Consider the following 18,211-nt stretch of genomic DNA (forward strand, 5'->3'; position numbering starts at 1 on the left):
CTGAAAATCCGTGCCGCCTGGGGCAGGTGGCCTACAACAGGAGTCTCAACGGACTTGTCTGCGAAGCTGAACAAACTGGATGAAATCCTCCGGCCGGTGGTCGAGGGGCTTGGTTACGAACTCTGGGGGATTGAATTCCGCTCCCAGGGTCGCCACTCGTTACTGCGACTGTTTATTGATGATCCGCAGGATGGCATCAGCGTCGAGGATTGCGAGAAGGTCAGTCGGCAGGTCAGCGGTGTGCTGGATGTCGAGGATCCAATCGCAAACGAGTACACCCTGGAAGTGTCGTCACCGGGGATGGACCGGCCCCTGTTCTATCTGGACCAGTTCAATGACTGGGCGGGACACCAGGTCAATATCCGGCTGCGGATGGCCTTTGAGGGCCGGCGCAGGTTCCAGGGCGTCCTGAAGGGCACCGAAGGTGGTGACGTGGTGGTTGTGGTGGATGACCACGAGTACCTGCTGCCGTTCGAAAGTATTGATAAAGCCAACATTGTGCCGGTTTTCGAGTAAGGCCGGGTGACTGCAAGTCTGAGAATTTTAAGGGCAGGGCATTTCAATGAGTAAAGAAATCCTGATGGTGGTTGAGGCCGTTTCCAACGAGAAGGGCGTTGAGAAAGACGTCATTTTCGAGGCCATCGAGCTGGCACTGGCAACCGCAGCCAAGAAGCGCTTTGAAGAAGAAGAAGCGGATATCCGGGTTGCCATCGACCGTCGCACCGGTGAGTACGAGACCTTCCGCCGCTGGCTGGTGGTGGACAACGACGCCGTCCCCGCACTGGGTACCGAGCTGACCTTGCAGGAGGCGGAAGAGATCGACCCTGGCCTCAAGCCCGGCGATATCTACGAAGAGAAGACCGAGTCCGAGAGCTTTGGTCGGATCGGTGCCCAGGCCGCCAAACAGATTATCTTCCAGAAGGTGCGCGAAGCCGAGCGCATGCGTATCGTTGACAGCTACCGCGACCGCGTGGGCGAGTTGATCTCCGGTACGGTCAAGAAGGTGACACGGGACAATGTCATCATCGACCTGGGGAATAACGCCGAAGCCCTGCTGCCCCGGGATCAGCTGATTCCCCGGGAAACCTTCCGCATGGGCGATCGGGTTCGCTCGCTGCTTCAGGACATCCGCACCGATCACCGCGGCCCGCAGCTTATGCTCAGCCGCACCGACCCGCAGATGCTGATCGAGCTGTTCCGTATCGAAGTACCGGAAATCGCCGAGGACCTGATTGAGATCCGCGGTGCCGCCCGCGATCCCGGCTCCCGCGCCAAGATTGCGGTCAAGACCAACGATCGTCGAATCGACCCGGTCGGGGCCTGTGTCGGTATGCGTGGTTCCCGTGTTCAGGCCGTGTCCAACGAACTGGCTGGTGAGCGTGTCGATATTGTGCTGTGGGACGACAACCCGGCACAGCTGGTGATCAACGCCATGGCGCCGGCGGAAGTGGCGTCCATCGTCATGGACGAAGACAGTCACACCATGGAAGTGGCCGTGGCCGAGGACAACCTGGCCCAGGCCATTGGCCGTAACGGCCAGAACGTCCGCCTTGCCAGTGACCTCACCGGCTGGACGTTGAACGTGATGACCGAAGAGGAGGCGGGCGAGCGCCAGGAGCAGGAGTACAATCGCCTGCTGAACCACTTTATGGAAAACCTGGACGTGGACGAGGAGTTTGCCGGCGTCCTGATTGAAGAGGGGTTCACTTCCCTGGAGGAAGTGGCCTATGTCCCCATGGAGGAGATGCTTGCCATCGAAGGCTTTGATGAGGAAACCGTCACCGAATTGCGCCGCCGGGCGAAGGATGTCCTGCTGAACAAGGCCCTGGCCAGTGAAGAAGCCCTGGAGGGCAACGAACCGGAAGAAGACCTCCTGGGCATGGACGGTATGGACCGTACCCTCGCGTTCAAGCTTGCGGGTATGGGGGTTCGTACCATGGAGGACCTCGCCGAGCAGTCTGTTGATGACCTGCTCGACATCGAAGGTATGGATGAAGAGCGTGCTGGTCAGTTGATCATGACGGCGCGTGCACCCTGGTTTGAAGACCAGGCTTAACCGGGAGGAGGACCAGTATGGCAGAAGTAACCGTTAAACAACTGGCCGATGATGTAGGCGCTCCCGTGGATCGTTTGCTGCGTCAGATCGTGGAAGCCGGCCTTGAGGCCCGTTCCGAAAATGATTCCGTGACCAGCGATGAGAAACAGCAGTTGCTGACGTATCTGCGCAAGAACCACGGTGAGGCCGCCGCCGAACCGAGCAAGATAACCCTCAAGCGGAAGACAACCACGACCCTGAAGACTGGTGGTGGCAACCGCGGCAAGACCGTCAACGTCGAAGTGCGCAAGCGTCGTACCTACGTGAAGCGCACGGAACTGCAGCCAGAGGCAGAGGCGGAGCAGCCGGAAGCCCCGGTGGAAGAGAAGGCGGAATCAGCGCCACAGCCGCAGCCGACCGCTGAGGCGGCACCGGAGCAGCCCTCCCAGGAGTCAGAGCCGGCCAAGCCGGAGCCGACCCCGGAAACCGGCCCCATTGCCGTTGGCGAGGAAGGTGCGAAAGAGGAAACCAACAAGGCGGTGAAGCCAGCCAACACGGCAGCGGAAGACGATATGCCGATGCCGCCGCCGGACCCTGAAACCGCGAAGGACAAGGAGCGCAAGGCCAAGAAGAAGAAAGAGAAGGCCCGTGAGCGCTCCGACGAGGTGGAAGAAGGCAAGCCGAAGAAGAAGTCCGCCGGTCATCGCGGACCTCGTAGTCGCCCGGTGGAAGAGCCCATCGTGATGTCCGAAGAAGAAGAGGACACCACCCTGCGCAAGCCGTTGCGGGCGAAAAAGAAACCCAAAGAGAAAAGGCATGGCTTCGAGAAGCCAACCAAACCAATGGTCAGAGAAGTCGAAATCCCCGAAACGATTACCGTTGGTGATCTCGCCCAGCGCATGGCCGTCAAGGCAGCCGATGTGATCAAGACCCTGATGGGTATGGGTGTGATGGCCACTATTAACCAGGCCCTGGACCAGGAAACCGCTGTGCTGGTCACCGAGGAACTGGGACACAAGCCCAAGACGGTCAGTGAGGATGCCTTTGAAGAAGAGGTGATCAGCGAGATCGCCGCCGAGAGCGGAGGCGAAAAATCCCGTCGCGCGCCGGTGGTCAGTGTTATGGGTCACGTTGACCATGGCAAGACCTCACTGCTGGACTATATCCGTCGCACCAAGGTTGCGTCAGGCGAGTCCGGTGGTATTACCCAGCATATCGGCGCCTACCACGTGGAAACCGATCACGGCATGGTGTCCTTCCTGGATACCCCGGGCCACGCGGCGTTTACCGCCATGCGTGCCCGTGGTGCTCAGTGTACCGATATCGTCATCCTGGTGGTGGCCGCCGACGACGGTGTCATGCCACAGACCAAGGAAGCTGTGGACCATGCGCGTTCAGCCGGCGTGCCCCTGGTCATTGCCATCAACAAGATGGACAAGGAAGAGGCCGACCCGGACCGCATCAAGAACGAACTGGCCGGCATGGACGTGATTCCCGAAGAGTGGGGCGGCGACGTACAGTTCGTGCCGGTATCCGCTCATACCGGCGATGGCATCGAGAACCTGCTTGAAGCGGTACTGCTGCAGGCGGAGATTCTTGAGCTGGAAGCAGTCAGGGATGCGCCGGCCAAGGGCGTGGTGGTGGAATCCTCCCTGGAACGTGGTCGTGGTTCTGTCGCTACTGTGCTGGTCCAGAACGGCACGCTTCGTCAGGGTGAGATGGTCGTTGCAGGCGCCTGGTACGGTAAGGTCCGTGCCATGACCGATGAAGCCGGCAAGCAGGTTAAGGAAGCGGGGCCGTCTATTCCCGTGGAGATCCTGGGTCTCAACGGTACCCCGGACGCCGGTGACGAGTTCTTCGCCGTGGCCGATGAGCGTAAGGCGAAGGAACTGGCCGAGTTCCGACAGACCCGTGAGCGTGAGCAGCGGCTGCAGCGTCAGCAGGCGGCCAAGCTGGAGAACCTGTTCGAGAATATGGGCAAGGACGAGGTCAAGACCCTCAACGTGGTACTCAAGACCGACGTTCGTGGTTCCCTGGAAGCCATCACCAAGGCGCTGCTGGACCTGGGGAATGACGAGGTCCAGGTGAAGATTGTGTCCTCCGGCGTGGGTGGTATCGCCGAGACCGATATCAGTCTGGCAGTGGCGTCCAACGCGGTGGTCTTCGGCTTTAACGTCCGTGCAGATACCTCGGCCAAGCGCCTGGTGGAGCAGGAAGGTGTCGATCTTCGCTACTACAGCATCATCTACAACCTGATCGACGATGTGAAGGCGGCCCTGACCGGCATGCTGGCGCCCGAATTCCGGGAAGATATCGTAGGTATCGCCGAGGTGCGGGACGTGTTCCGCTCACCGAAGTTCGGCCAGGTGGCCGGCTGTATGGTGGTGGAAGGTACCGTCTACCGGAATAAGCCGATCCGCGTGCTGCGTGACAATGTGGTGATCTTCGAGGGTGAGCTGGAATCCCTGCGCCGCTTCAAGGATGACGTGCCGGAAGTACGCAACGGCATGGAGTGTGGTATCGGCGTTAAGGGCTACGATGTGAAAGTAGGCGACCAGATCGAGGTGTTTGATCGGGTTCGTGTCGAACGCAAGCTGGAATCCACGGGATCATAAATGCCAAGAGAGTTCAGTCGTCTCGACCGCATTGGTGACCAGATCCAGAAGGAGCTGTCCCATCTGATCATGCGGGAGGTCAAGGACCCCCGCGTGGGTATGGTGACCATCAATGCGGTGCGTGTCAGCCGGGACCTCGGCTATGCCGATATCTACGTCTCCCTGCTGAGTACCGAGGAGCTGACGGAGGAGTCCGGCGAGGTGCAGGACTCCCTGAAAGTGCTGCGCAATGCCTCCGGATTCCTCCGGGGGCAGCTCGGTCGCGCCATGAAGCTGCGGGTGATTCCGCAGCTTCGTTTCCACTTCGACACCCTGCAGGGCCAGAGCCGTCACATCGACAGCCTGATCAACCAGGCCGTTGGCAAGAAGCCTGCGGTGGGTCGGGATGACGATGCCGGCGAGGAGACCTGACGCTTGGCTCGCAGACGAAAGGGCCGTGACGTCAACGGCATCCTGGTCATCGACAAGCCGGCGGGGGTGACGTCCAACGGTGTCCTCCAGCAGGTCAAGCGTCTCTATGGTGCCGCCAAGGCGGGACACACCGGGGCGCTGGATCCCCTGGCTACCGGTGTGCTGCCATTGTGTTTTGGCGAGGCCACCAAGTTCTCCCAGTTGATGCTCGACAGTGACAAGGCCTATGTCACCACCGCCCGCCTGGGTATCCGTACAGAAACCGCCGACAGCGAGGGAGCTGTGGTGGCGGAGCGTCCGGTACCGCCCGGATTGACCGAAAGTGATATCGAATCAGTGTTGACGGATTTCCGGGGTGATATCGAGCAGGTGCCATCCATGTACTCGGCCCTCAAGCACCAGGGGCGGCCCCTCTATGAATACGCCCGGGAAGGCATTGAGGTGGAGCGGCCCGCGCGCCCGGTGACCATCCATGAATTGACGCTTCTGGCGGTTCGCGACGGAGAGTTGGACTTGGCGGTGCATTGCACCAAGGGCACCTACGTCCGCAACCTGGTGGAAGACATCGGCGAAGCTCTTGGCTGCGGTGCCCATGTGTCCGCATTGCGCCGCACACTGGCGTCGGGATTCACGCTGGACGATGTTCACCAGGTCGCGGATCTTGAGCAGATGCGGGAGCAGGGCGAGTCCCTGGATGGCCTGCTGGTGGCCCCGGACAAGGCCCTGACCATGTTCCCGGAACTGGCTCTGGAGGGGCAAAATTTACGGTCGATATTGAACGGACAACCCGTTAGAATATCGGGTCAGTCTTTCTCCGGACCGGTCAGGCTCTACGGTGACAGCCTTTTCGTCGGTCTCGGAGAAGGGCAGCCGGATGGCGATGACGCGATCAAGATCGTGCCACGTCGTCTGGTTTCAAGCAGTCGGTAGCCTTCGGGAAACCGCTGCCTAGCCGGGCTGCAGAGATGCGCGGTTCGGCCGGATGATTTCAGGCATCGCATACAATGAGGTGATTTATGGCACTTTCAGCCGAGGAAAAAGCACAGATCGTCAAGGACTACCAGCAAGGCGATAGCGACACAGGTTCTCCTGAAGTACAGGTTGCCCTGCTGAGCGCTAACATCGACAAGCTGCAGGACCACTTCAAGGCCAACAAGCAGGATCACCATTCCCGCCGCGGCCTGATTCGCATGGTTAACCAGCGTCGTAAGCTGCTGGACTACCTGAAGCGCAAAAACGCCGACCGTTACCTGGAACTGATCCAGCGTCTGGGTCTGCGTCGCTAAGCGGACGACCTGCCGGCCGGTGCCATCCTGGTGCCGGCCTGTGCTCCGATGGCTGGGACGGGTTTCGGTCCGTGCCTGTCATCGGGGTATGCTTTTCCACCCTAACCGGTACCAGAACCGGTTGTTACGCCACTACCGAAGTGCTTCTGCTGTCATGACCGAGAGCGCCGATAGCAGGTTGTTGAAAGGCCCGGGCTTTGTGCTCCGGGGTTTTGCAACAGCCTGTTCGCTTTCCGGTAGCAGGGTTTCGGGACCGCGTCATCCTGGTCTGGTGCATTGGACACTCAAGCGAAATCAGGAGCTATTGTGATTCCACAAGCAACCAAGAAAACCTTCGAGCTCGGCGGTAAGACCGTCACCCTCGAAACGGGCCGTATTGCCCGCCAGGCCACCGGCTCGGTGCTGGTGACCATCGACGATATTTCCGTACTGGGTACGGTGGTTGGTGCAAAAGAGGCCAAACCCGGTCAGCCTTTTTTCCCGCTGACCGTCAACTATTTCGAGAAGACTTACGCCGTGGGCAAGATTCCCGGTGGTTTCTTCAAGCGTGAGGGGCGTCCTTCCGAGAAGGAAACCCTGACCTCCCGCCTGATCGACCGTCCGATTCGTCCCCTGTTTCCCAACGGGTACATGAACGAAACCCAGGTCATCCTGACGGTCATGTCTTCCAGCAAGACCCAGGATCCGGACATTGCCGCCATGCTGGCCGCTTCCGCTGCCCTGTCCATCTCCGGTATTCCGTTTGATGGCCCCATTGGTGCCTCCCGTGTGGCGTTCACCAATGAGCGTGGCTACTTCCTGAACCCGACCTTCGAAGAGCTGGAAACCTCGCTGCTGGACATGGTGGTTGCCGGTACTGAAGATGCCGTGCTGATGGTTGAATCCGAAGCCAAGGGCCTGACCGAAGACCAGATGCTGGGCGGCGTGCTGTTTGCCCATCAGGAGATGCAGTCCGCGGTTGCCGCCATCAAGGAGTTTGCTGCGGAAGTCGGTAAACCTCGCTGGGACTGGCAGCCGGAGCCGGAAAATACGGATCTGCTGAATGCCATCAAGGAAGGTTTCGGCGGTGATATCGCTGAAGCCTACGCTATCCGTGACAAGATGGAGCGGTATGCGAAGCTGAAGGAAATCAAGGACGCCGCCGTCGAGAAGCTGGCCGGCGAAGAAGAGGGCCAGCCCTCTGAAGAAGAGGTCAAGAAGTACTTCGGCAAGGTTGAGAAGAACGTGGTTCGCCAGCAGGTCATCGAAGGCAAGCCCCGTATCGATGGTCGCGACAACAAGACCGTTCGCCCGATCAACATCGAGGTTGGCGTGCTGCCCAGCACCCACGGCTCCGCCCTGTTCACCCGTGGCGAGACCCAGGCCATCGTGACCACTACCCTGGGCACCGCCCGGGACATGCAGATCATCGATGCCCTGGAAGGTGAGCGAAAGGACCCGTTCCTGTTCCACTACAACTTCCCTCCCTATTCCGTGGGTGAGGCCGGTCGTGTTGGTACGCCGGGTCGTCGCGAGGTAGGTCACGGTCGTCTGGCGAAGCGTGGCGTTGCGGCTGTTATGCCGACGATTGAGGAATTCCCGTACACCATCCGCGCCGTATCCGAGATCACCGAGTCCAACGGTTCCAGCTCCATGGCCTCCGTGTGTGGCTCTTCCCTGGCGCTGATGGACGCGGGTGTGCCCATCAAGGCACCGGTAGCCGGTATCGCCATGGGCCTGGTGAAGGAAGGCGAGAAGTTTGCGGTACTGACCGATATCCTGGGTGACGAGGATCACCTGGGTGACATGGACTTCAAGGTGGCCGGTACCTCTGAAGGCGTTACCGCCCTGCAGATGGACATCAAGATCAACGGCATCACCGACGAGATCATGGAGCTTGCCCTGGAGCAGGCCCACGAAGCCCGCCAGCACATCCTGGGTGAAATGGCCAAGGTCATTGCCAAGCCCCGGGCCGAGCTGTCCGAGCGTGCGCCGAGCATCACCACCATCAAGATCCATCCGGACAAGATCCGTGACGTGATCGGCAAGGGCGGCGCCACCATCCGCTCAATCTGTGACGAGACCGGCGCCTCCATCGACCTGGACGATGACGGCAACGTGAAGATCTACGCCGACACCCAGATTGCAGCTCAGGCAGCGGTCAACCGGGTAAAGGAAATCACTGCGGAGATCGAAGTCGGTGCCATCTATAAGGGCAAGGTCGAGCGCATCATGGAATTCGGTGCCTTCGTCAACATCCTGCCCGGCAAGGACGGCCTGGTGCACATCTCCCAGATTTCCGACCAGCGCGTCGAGAACGTCACCGACGTGCTCAGCGAAGGTCAGGTAGTCACCGTCAAGGTGCTGGATGTGGACAACCGTGGCCGCGTGAAGCTGTCCATGAAGGAAGTGAAGGAAGGCGAGCAGCCGACCGACTTCAGCTAAGCATTACGCTGTACCTGAAAGCCGTCCCGGGAGACCGGGGCGGCTTTCTGCGTTATGGGTCCGATAAAATCCCGGCCCACAAAAAAGGGCAGCCCGCGGGCTGCCCTTCTCGGCGTCACGGGGGGCTTTATCAGCCGTTACCCTTGCGCATCTGCTCGTACTCGTCCTCGAAGAAGAACTTCTCCTCGCCGAACGCCGGCTCCAGCTCATGCAGCCAGGTGGCGGTGTCGCTGTACTTGGCAAAGAAGGGGCGCTGCACCCAGTCCGGGTTGCGGCCCTGCAGGAAGCGCAGAACGAACACCTTCTCGCCCTTGATCTCGGCGATGCCCTGGATCTCCACTTTGCCGGGGCCGGCACTCATGCTGGGGCCGCGGGCGGTACGGCCCAGGCCGGATACCTGCTTCATGGCTTCCCGATAGACCTCGTAGGCTTTTGCCAGGGGCACCTCGAAGTAGTTCTTGGCGCCGGTGTCCCGCTCCACAAACATGTAGTAGGGGATGATGCCCAGCTTCACCTGCTTCTTCCACAGCCTGGCCCAGGCATCGGCGTCGTCGTTGACGTGCTTGATCAGTGGGCCCTGGGCGCGGATCTCGGCACCGGTGGCACGGATGCGGCGAATGGCCTCTTCCGCGATATCGGTGGTGATCTCCTGCCAGTGGTTGTAATGGGCCATCAGGGCTACGTGCTTGCCGGCATCCACCAGCCTGGCGAACAGCTCGATCAGCTCGTCGGCGTCCTTGTCAGTGACAAAGCGGTACGGCCAGAAGGTCAGCGCCTTGGTGCCGATGCGGATGGTCTGGATATGGTCAAACTCCGGCCCCAGCAGGGGCTCCAGGTACTGCACCAGGTTCTTGGTCTTCATGACCATGGGGTCGCCGCCGGTCATCAGCAGGTCGCTGACCTCGGTGTGCTCCTTCAGGTAGCCGTGCAGTTTCTCGGCGTCGGTGCTGGCCATCTTCAGGTCCTTGTCACCGACAAACTGCGCCCAGCGGAAACAGAAGGTGCAGTAGGAGTGGCAGGTCTGCCCCTGGGCGGGGAAGAACAGCACGGTTTCCCGGTACTTGTGTTGCAGGCCTTCCAGGGGCTCGCCGTCCAGCATGGGCTGGTTCATTTCCATCTGGCCCGCCGGGTGCGGGTTCAGTTCGTCGCGGATTTCCTTCGCCACGGACTGGATCAGCTTCTTGTCCGCGCCTTCCCGGTGCAGCCTGGCCATGCGCTCGTAGTGCTCGTCCTTCAGCATTCCCTTCTGCGGGAATACGAGCTGGTAAAGCGGGTCATTGGGAACCTTGTTCCAGTCGATCAGTTCGTTGATCACGTATTCGTTGACCCGGAACGGTAGCACACTGGCCACCACTTTCATTTCGAACAGGGTTTCTTCCGGGAGATTCTGGATAACCTCAATCTTGTCGAGCTGGCGATCGGTGTAAACCTGAAAACGACGCTCTTCAAACTCGACGGTCGGAATCCGGTTCGGAAAGGTGACGATGGAATTCATGAATCGCCCTCTGTCTGAGTGAAATGGCCGGTGACTGACCGGATCGTATCAGTCACCACTGGTCAAAAAACGGGCAGGCAAGTATACCGGAAAGGGACAACATTTTCAGGTCTAATTAAAAGAATCCCCGCCTACCCTGGTTTTCTTCTGGCTATTTTTATGAGATTTCAGGAGATTATGTGATTTATCTGCGTCTTTGGTAAAAATAACGACTTTTAACTGCAATATTTGAGGGGCGGACGGTTCGCTGGAGATCTTTAGTGTGAAAAGCTTTGTGGCCCCGGGGAGATGGAGGCATCCTGACCTCGGGGTAATACGTACATCCCCTATGTGCTCCCGTATCCGCCTTCGACCTTGGTTGGGTTGTGGTCATTGTCCCGCGTTGACTATAGTCTTGAAGTTCCTCTGAAAAATCCCGGCGGCAATGGCGCCCCCGGTTATCACCACAAACCTGTCCCGATACCGGTGAATTCGGTGGGGCTGTTCTATGCTTGTGGTGGCCACTCTTCTCTTCGGGTGTGTTTGCACAGCCTTGAAACACCCCTTCGCGCGGCGCCCTGGCCGCACCATACAAAACATGGGAGGGTTCGATGTACCAGGATGAAGACCCCACTGAAACCAGCGAATGGCTGGACGCACTGGAATCCCTGATCGAGAACGAGGGTGTCGAGCGGGCGAAGTACATCCTTGAGCGATTGTCCGAACGGGCCAGCCGGGAAGGCACGGAACTGCCTTACTCCATCACCACGCCGTTCCGCAACACCATCCCGCTCAGGGACGAGGCCCGCATGCCGGGGGACCTGTTCATGGAACGGCGTATCCGCTCGCTGATCCGCTGGAACGCGCTAGCCATGGTGCTACGGGCCAATAAGCGTCCCGGGGAGCTGGGCGGGCACGTGTCCACGTTCTCGTCCGCCGCCACCCTGTACGACGTGGGCTTCAACTACTTCTTTCACGGTGGTGATGAAAAGCGTGAGGGCGACCTGATCTACTTCCAGGGCCATGCCTCCCCGGGCATTTATGCCCGCTCCTACCTGGAAGGTCGATTTGACGAGGAACAACTGGACAAGTACCGGGAAGAGGTGGACGGCAATGGCCTGTCCTCCTACCCGCACCCCTGGCTGATGCCGGACTACTGGCAGTTCCCCACCGTGTCCATGGGCCTGGGTCCGATCCAGGCCATCTACCAGGCCCACGTCATGAAGTACCTGCACAGTCGTGAGCTGATCGACATGGGCGATCGCAAGGTCTGGTGCTTCGTGGGCGATGGCGAGTGCGACGAACCTGAGACTCTGGGCTCCATCTCCAAGGCCGGTCGCGAGAAGCTGGACAACCTCATTTTCGTGGTGAACTGCAACCTGCAGCGCCTGGACGGCCCGGTACGGGGTAACGGCAAGATCATCCAGGAACTGGAAGGCATCTTCCGGGGTGCCGACTGGAACGTCATCAAGGTGGTCTGGGGCCGCATGTGGGACCCGCTGTTCGAGAAGGACGAGGACGGTGTCATGCAACGGGCCATGGATGAGGCGGTTGACGGCGAATTGCAGAACTACATCAGCCAGGGCCCGGCTTACACCCGCAAGGAATTCTTCGGCAAGTACCCGGAGCTGGCCAAGCTCGCCGAAGACCTGTCCGATGAGGACATCAAGAAGCTCAACCGCGGTGGCCACGACCCCTACAAGGTCTACGCGGCCTACCAGAAAGCGGCCACCGAGGCCAACGGCCGACCGACCGTGATCCTGGCCCACACCATCAAGGGCTACGGCTTTGGCGCGGCAGGCGAGGCCCAGAACACCGCCCACTCCCTCAAGAAGCTGGACAAGGACGCCCTCAAGGCTTTCCGGGACCGCTTCGGCATCCCCCTGAAGGACGACGAACTGGAGGACGTGCCCTACTATCGTCCGGCGCCTGACAGCCCGGAAATCGTCTACATGAACAAGCGCCGGCAGGAACTGGGCGGCTTCTATCCCAAGCGGCGCAAGGACAGCCAGCCCCTGAAGGTGCCCGAGCTGGATATCTTCAAATCCGTGCTGGACGGCTCCGGTGACCGGGAAGTGTCTTCCACCATGACCTTCGTGCGCCTGCTCAACGCCCTGGTGAAGGACAAGCGTGTCGGCAAGCGGGTGGTGCCCATCGTCCCCGACGAGGCAAGAACCTTCGGCATGGAAGGCATGTTCCGCCAGTTGGGTATCTACACCTCCGAAGGCCAGAAGTACGTGCCCCAGGACCGGGACCAGATCATGTACTACCGGGAGGACAAGAAAGGCCAGATCATGCAGGAAGGCATCAACGAGGACGGTTCCATGGCCGCCTGGATGGCTGCCGCCACCTCCTACAGCCACAATAACTTCCCGTTGATCCCGTTCTATATCTTCTACTCCATGTTTGGTTACCAGCGGGTGGGGGACCTGGTCTGGGCCTCCGGCGACATGCAGGCCAAGGGCTTCCTGATCGGCGGCACCGCCGGCCGCACCACGCTGAACGGCGAAGGCCTGCAGCACCAGGATGGCCACAGCCACGTGCTGTTCAACGTCGTGCCTAACTGCCGCAGCTACGACCCGGCCTTCGGCTACGAAATGGCCGTGGTGGTGCAGCATGGCATCAAGGAGATGTTCGAGGACAACCGCCACGTCTTCTACTACCTCACCATCGAGAACGAGAACTACCACCAGCCCGCCATGCCCAAGACCAAGGGCCTGGCCGAGAAAATCATCAAGGGCATGTACAAGTTCGAATCGGTTGAAACCAAGGGCCGCAAGAAGACTCCCCGGGTTCAGTTGCTGGGCTCTGGCGCCATCCTCAACGAGGTCCGGGCAGCGGCACAGCTATTGAAGGATGACTGGGGCGTGGCCAGCGACGTCTGGAGCGTCACCAGCTACAACGAACTGGCCCGGGACGGCATGCACGTGGAGCGCTGGAACCACCTGCATCCGGACGACACCCAGAAAAAGGCCTACGTCACCCAGTGCCTGGAGAAGCAGCAGGGCCCGGTGGTCTCGGCCACTGACTACATCAAGCTGCACTCCGAACAACTGCGGGCCTACATTCCCAAGACCTACTTCACCCTGGGCACCGACGGCTTCGGTCGCAGTGATACCCGCGAGAAACTGCGCCACTTCTTCGAGGTGGACCGGTACTACGTGACGATCAGTGCCCTGTCCGCGTTGGCGAAAGACGGCGAGGTCAAGAACGACCAGGTGCTGGAGGCCATGCGCACGTACGGCATCGACCGTAACAAACCCAATCCGGTGCTGAGCTGAGGAGGTAACCATGAGTGAACAGGAGATCAAGGTTCCCGACCTCGGCGGCGCGGACGAGGTTGAGGTGATCGAAGTGCTGGTCAGCGAGGGTGACACGGTTGAGGAGGAGGATCCCATCCTGACCGTGGAGTCCGACAAGGCTTCCGTCGAGCTGCCGGCTCCCTATGCCGGCAAGATCACCAAGCTGTCCGTCAAGGTGGGCGACAAGCTCAGCGAGGGCGATGTGGTCGGCACCATCGATGCTGATGGTGCCGGTGGTGACAGCAGCGAGGACAACGACGAAGACGACGAACCGGAAAAAGCCGAGAAGGACACGGACGAGTCGAAGGAAAAGGATGCCGACTCGGACGGTGACAAGGAAAAGGCGTCGAAAGACGACAGCGAGACCGACAAGCAGAAAAGCTCAGGAAAGAAGGGCGGTAGTCGCAAGGAGACCGTCAAGGTCCCGCCCCTGGACGGCTTCGAGAATGTGCCGGTCATCGAGATCAATGTCAGCGAAGGCGATACCGTCTCCGAGGAAGATCCGCTGGTCACCGTCGAATCCGACAAGGCCACCATGGAAATCCCGTCCCCCTATGCCGGCAAGGTCGGGAAGATCCTGGTGAAGGAAGGGGACAAGCTCTCCGAAGGCGATGACCTGCTGGAGATGACCGTCGAAGAGGCTGGCGGTGACGAAGCCGATGACGCGAACGACACCGGCAAGTCCGAAGAGCCTCGCAGTGACAAGGAGCGCAAACCGGCCAGGGGTGAAAAGGATGCTGGCAAGGAGGAAGCGTCCGCCCCGGATGAAGGGCAGGGCGACAGCACCTATCAACCGCCGACGCCCGGCAGCAAGGTCCATGCAGGTCCGGCGGTGCGCAAGGTGGCCCGGGAACTGGGGGCTGATCTCACCAAGGTCAAACCGAGTGGCCCGAAGCACCGCATCCTCAAGGAGGATGTGGAAGCCTACATCCGCCAGAACCTGAAGAAGGTCCAGGAGGGTGGTTCCGTGGAAGGTGCGGGCATCCCGGGCATCAAGCTGCCGGACTTCAGCCAGTTCGGCGAGGTGGAACGGGAAGCCATGTCCCGCATGATGACGGCTACCGCCACCAACATGCAGAAGAGCTGGCTCAACGTGCCCCACGTGACCCAGTTCGACGATGCCGACATCACCGAGATGGAGGCCTTCCGCAAGGGCCAGAAACAGGCGGGCGAGAAAAAGGGCGTCAAGCTCACGCCGCTGCCGTTTATCCTCAAGGCCTGCGCCGCCGCCCTGGAAGCGCTGCCCCAGTTCAACGTGTCTCTGGACATGGAGCGCAAGGAGGTGGTGCGCAAGAAGTACATCCACATCGGCATCGCTGTGGACACGCCCCATGGGCTGATGGTCCCAGTGATCCGGGACGTGGACCAGAAGGGCCTCTGGCAACTGGCGGCGGAAGCCCAGGAACTGGCGGACAAGGCCCGGGACAAGAAGCTCAAGCCGGCAGAGATGCAGGGTGCCTGCTTCTCCATCACCAGCCTGGGTGGCATCGGTGGCACCGCCTTCACGCCCATTGTGAACACGCCGGAAGTGGCGATCCTCGGGGTGTCCAAGGCGGCGATGAAACCGGTGTGGGATGGCGAGGCCTTCCAGCCCCGGCTGATGCTGCCGCTGTCCCTGTCCTACGACCACCGGGCGGTGAATGGCGCCGATGCGGCGCGGTTCACCAACTACCTGGCGCAGGTGTTGGGGGATATCCGGCAGTTGCTGCTTTAGCGGGTAGCCTGATCGGCGAAGGTCGGTAGGAAGAAGAGGCGTCCCCCGGAGCGGGGGACGCCGATTTCAGGTGGGATTATCAGAAGCTGTAGCGGGATGCGAACATGACCCGTTGGGCGTCTTCGCTATCGCCACTGTAGAGCTCGGACTTGAAGTAACCGTATTCAACGCCCAGCATCACGTGCTCAATGGGATTCCACTGATAGTTCACGAAGGCGTTGCTGTTGGTTTCAACCCGGGCATCCGCCGCTGCGGCGCCCACATCGCTTTCATAGTCGTCCCAGTCCATCTCGACCAAGCCGTAGCCTGCGTTCAGAGTGCCTGCTCCGACATCGGCAGACGCACCGATTGTGCCGCCATAACCGGAGATGGTTTCCAGGCTGCTGCCATCAAGATAGGCATCGTTCCCGCCAAAGCCACTATCACCGGAACGGTAGAGGTAGCCGTTGGCGCCATCTGAGGCATTCAGTACGCCGTGCAGGGTGAGGGCGTCGGTCAGTGAGATATCAGCGGCAACATAGCCAGCCATGCCAACGGCATTGTCGTCGTCACCGGCATCGCCTTCGTCATAGGACAGGTATTGCAGCAAAGCGCCAGCGCTGAACATCACATTGGAAGTGAGAGCGTCTTCATAGCGAGCGGTAACCACGGGAGCACTCTGCTTTTCGTCATCGGTATCCGCGATTCTCTGAAAGTTAGGGTCTTCCACCGAGAACGACCAGGGGCCGTTAGAGTAGCGAACTTGTGCTGCGCGGTCCTGTATCCCAGCAAGGCCGGCCAGGCCGTCAAAGTCCAGGGTAGGTGTCCAGCCCACGAAACTGGTGTAGTTAGACCAGTTGCGACCGGCCATCCAGTTGCCATATTCACCGTAGGCGCGTAGCAGGCGGAAGTCGCCACCGCGGAAGTCGCCTTCAACGGTTACGCTGACGCCACTGGCGTGGGTGGCGGTGACACCGAGCCGGGACTGCTGCGCGTCGGCATCAAAATGGCCATCCCGGCCATCGTCGTTGTCAAACAGGTAAGGGAAGTGACCAGCCTGAGTATCCAGGCCGATGTCCTGATCAATGTCGTAAACCGCATTCAGTTGAGCGTAGCCGTACACGTCGAGCATGACGTCACCTGCTTCGAACTCGACGGCGGCTGCCTGACCGGACGCGATGCCCAGTGCCATTGCAGCGGATGTCAAGCCAATTGCCTTGGCGAGTACATTCTTCTTCATGTTCGTCCTCTCTCTGTTGCGTTACATGTGTAGTTTGCCGTTATTTCTCCGCTTCTTCGGTAGAACACCCCACTAACGTGGCAAACAAGTAACGAAACTGCAATGTTGATAGGCGAATATGAATGATTTTTTAGACGAATTGTGGAGAGCTCTCAGTATGTATTCGAAAGCTGCATTAACGAAGTTGGTCTCGCCCTCCGTATAATGCAGGGATGAACGACGGCACCCCTTTGAAAGCCTTCCTGGGCTCCGCAACCCTTGCCTTTCTGGATCTGGAAACCACCGGTGGATCTGCCGGCCACGACCGGATCACGGAAGTCGGCATCCGCTTCTGGCGTGATGGTGAGGTGGTGGGTGAATGGCAGACCCTGGTCAACCCCCAGACCAGGATTCCCGCCTATATCGAGCGTTTCACCGGTATCACCAATGACATGGTTGCCGATGCACCGATGTTCGGGGCCATTGCGGATGAACTCCGGGAACGCCTGGAGGGCTGTATCTTCGTTGCCCATAACGCCCGCTTCGACTATGGCTTTATCAAGGCGGAGTTCCGTCGCCTGGTGCAACCGTTCTCGGCCCGGGTGCTGTGTACGGTCAAGCTGTCCCGGCGGCTCTATCCTGAACATCGTCGCCACAACATGGACGCCCTGATCCAGCGCCACGGCCTGGCCCAGGTGCAGCGACACCGGGCCATGGGGGATGTTTCCGCGATGGTTGACTTCTTTACCCACGCCCTGGAAGACAAGGGTGTGGATGCCGTAGAGCAGGCGGTCCGCACCCTGCTCCAGCGCCCCAGCGTGCCTTCCCACATGCCACCGGATGTGCTCGACGACATACCGTCGGTGCCCGGCGTCTACCGTTTCTACGGCGAGAACGACGTACTGCTGTACGTGGGCAAGAGCACGAACATCGCCCAGAGGGTCGCCTCCCATTTCTCAGGTGACCACAACTCCAGCAAGGGCGTGAGGCTGTCCGAGAGCATGCGCCGTGTGGACTGGACGGAAACCGCCGGTGAACTGGGCGCACTGTTACTGGAGCTGCGCCAGATCAAGGCCCTGCGGCCGATGTACAACCGCCGTTCCCGTCCCGCCAAGACGCTCTGGAGCATCGAGTTGACCGAAAATGCCCAGGGCTATCTGCAGGCGCGCCTGGTACAGCAGGTCGAACCCCACCGGCTCGGGGACTACTACGGCCTGTTTCGCAGCAAACGCGACGCCCAGAGGGCGCTAACCGGCATTGCCGGCAAGAACGAACTGTGCAACCGCCTGCTGGATCTGGAACCCCCGGATCAGGAAGGACCCTGCTTCCAGCGTACCCTGGGCCGATGCAAGGGCGCCTGCGAAGGCCTTGAGGATGTCATCCGCTACAACCTGCGGGTACAGATCGCCTTCCACAGTCTGCGACTGAAAACCTGGCCCTGGCAGGGGCCGGTGGGCGTGCGGGAACACAACCCCGGTACCGGGCGAACGGAGATCCTGGTGATCTACAACTGGATGCATGTGGTCACCCTGCGCTCTGACGAAGAACTGGAGGACCTCAGCCTTCGCGGCACCGCCGTCACCTTCGATATGGATTCCTACAAACTGGTGGTCAAGGCACTCTCCGGGAAGGGGGTAAAGGGCCTGACAATCCTGGAACTTCCGCCAGTGGGTAAGCCTGACATCCTTGGAGTGGAGCCCGGGACCTCCTGAGTTTTCCTGCACCTGCCCCTCTGGCGTATGATAGGGCTTT

The 18,211-nt window shown here is 60.2% G+C and carries 12 protein-coding genes; 10 read left to right on the plus strand and 2 right to left on the minus strand.

Annotated elements, in window-relative coordinates; all coding sequences use genetic code 11:
* Window positions 1–54 precede the first annotated feature (54 nt).
* The 7 genes from rimP to pnp all read left to right on the plus strand — a co-directional run bounded on the left by rimP (window position 55) and on the right by pnp (window position 8,771).
* Window positions 55–516, plus strand: coding sequence for a ribosome maturation factor RimP (gene rimP / locus ACJO2E_RS10235; RefSeq protein WP_406963771.1), 462 nt, complete (start codon window positions 55–57; stop codon window positions 514–516).
* A 46-nt stretch (window positions 517–562) separates the two neighbouring features.
* Window positions 563–2,056 (plus strand): transcription termination factor NusA, encoded by a 1,494-nt coding sequence (nusA, locus tag ACJO2E_RS10240; RefSeq protein ID WP_406963772.1) that lies wholly within the window; start codon window positions 563–565, stop codon window positions 2,054–2,056.
* Window positions 2,057–2,073: 17 nt separating this feature from the next.
* The gene (infB, locus tag ACJO2E_RS10245) at window positions 2,074–4,650 is read left to right on the plus strand and encodes a translation initiation factor IF-2 (protein ID WP_406963773.1); all 2,577 of its coding nucleotides are present in this window, start codon (window positions 2,074–2,076) and stop codon (window positions 4,648–4,650) included.
* Window positions 4,651–5,061, plus strand: a complete 411-nt coding sequence (gene rbfA, locus ACJO2E_RS10250; protein WP_406963774.1) for a 30S ribosome-binding factor RbfA — start codon at window positions 4,651–4,653, stop codon at window positions 5,059–5,061.
* A gap of 3 nt (window positions 5,062–5,064) precedes the next feature.
* Entirely contained in the window at window positions 5,065–5,991 is a 927-nt protein-coding gene (gene truB, locus ACJO2E_RS10255; protein WP_406963775.1) for a tRNA pseudouridine(55) synthase TruB, read from the plus strand.
* 86 nt (window positions 5,992–6,077) lie between these two features.
* A complete protein-coding gene (rpsO, locus tag ACJO2E_RS10260; protein WP_406963776.1) occupies window positions 6,078–6,347 on the plus strand; it encodes a 30S ribosomal protein S15 in 270 nt (89 codons plus the stop codon).
* 306 nt (window positions 6,348–6,653) lie between these two features.
* Window positions 6,654–8,771: a polyribonucleotide nucleotidyltransferase gene (pnp, locus tag ACJO2E_RS10265; RefSeq protein ID WP_406963777.1), complete on the plus strand. Its 2,118-nt coding sequence runs from the start codon at window positions 6,654–6,656 to the stop codon at window positions 8,769–8,771.
* Between the two features lie 130 nt (window positions 8,772–8,901).
* Here pnp and ACJO2E_RS10270 read toward each other — a convergent pair whose 3' ends face one another.
* Complete coding sequence (locus tag ACJO2E_RS10270; RefSeq protein ID WP_406963778.1) at window positions 8,902–10,266, minus strand: KamA family radical SAM protein; 1,365 nt, start codon at window positions 10,264–10,266, stop codon at window positions 8,902–8,904.
* A 590-nt stretch (window positions 10,267–10,856) separates the two neighbouring features.
* Between ACJO2E_RS10270 and aceE the strand changes: the two genes are divergently transcribed.
* Window positions 10,857–13,526: a pyruvate dehydrogenase (acetyl-transferring), homodimeric type gene (gene aceE / locus ACJO2E_RS10275; protein WP_406963779.1), complete on the plus strand. Its 2,670-nt coding sequence runs from the start codon at window positions 10,857–10,859 to the stop codon at window positions 13,524–13,526.
* Between the two features lie 10 nt (window positions 13,527–13,536).
* Complete coding sequence (aceF, locus tag ACJO2E_RS10280; protein ID WP_406963780.1) at window positions 13,537–15,261, plus strand: dihydrolipoyllysine-residue acetyltransferase; 1,725 nt, start codon at window positions 13,537–13,539, stop codon at window positions 15,259–15,261.
* A gap of 79 nt (window positions 15,262–15,340) precedes the next feature.
* Here the strand turns inward: aceF and ACJO2E_RS10285 are convergent, their stop codons facing one another.
* Entirely contained in the window at window positions 15,341–16,447 is a 1,107-nt protein-coding gene (locus ACJO2E_RS10285; RefSeq protein WP_406963781.1) for a DcaP family trimeric outer membrane transporter, read from the minus strand.
* A 245-nt stretch (window positions 16,448–16,692) separates the two neighbouring features.
* Here ACJO2E_RS10285 and ACJO2E_RS10290 point away from each other — a divergent pair, with 245 nt between their 5' ends.
* Window positions 16,693–18,171, plus strand: coding sequence for an exonuclease domain-containing protein (locus ACJO2E_RS10290; protein WP_406963782.1), 1,479 nt, complete (start codon window positions 16,693–16,695; stop codon window positions 18,169–18,171).
* The last annotated feature ends 40 nt before the right edge of the window (window positions 18,172–18,211 follow it).

This window comes from Marinobacter shunpengi, assembly GCF_045449695.1.
Lineage (GTDB): Bacteria > Pseudomonadota > Gammaproteobacteria > Pseudomonadales > Oleiphilaceae > Marinobacter.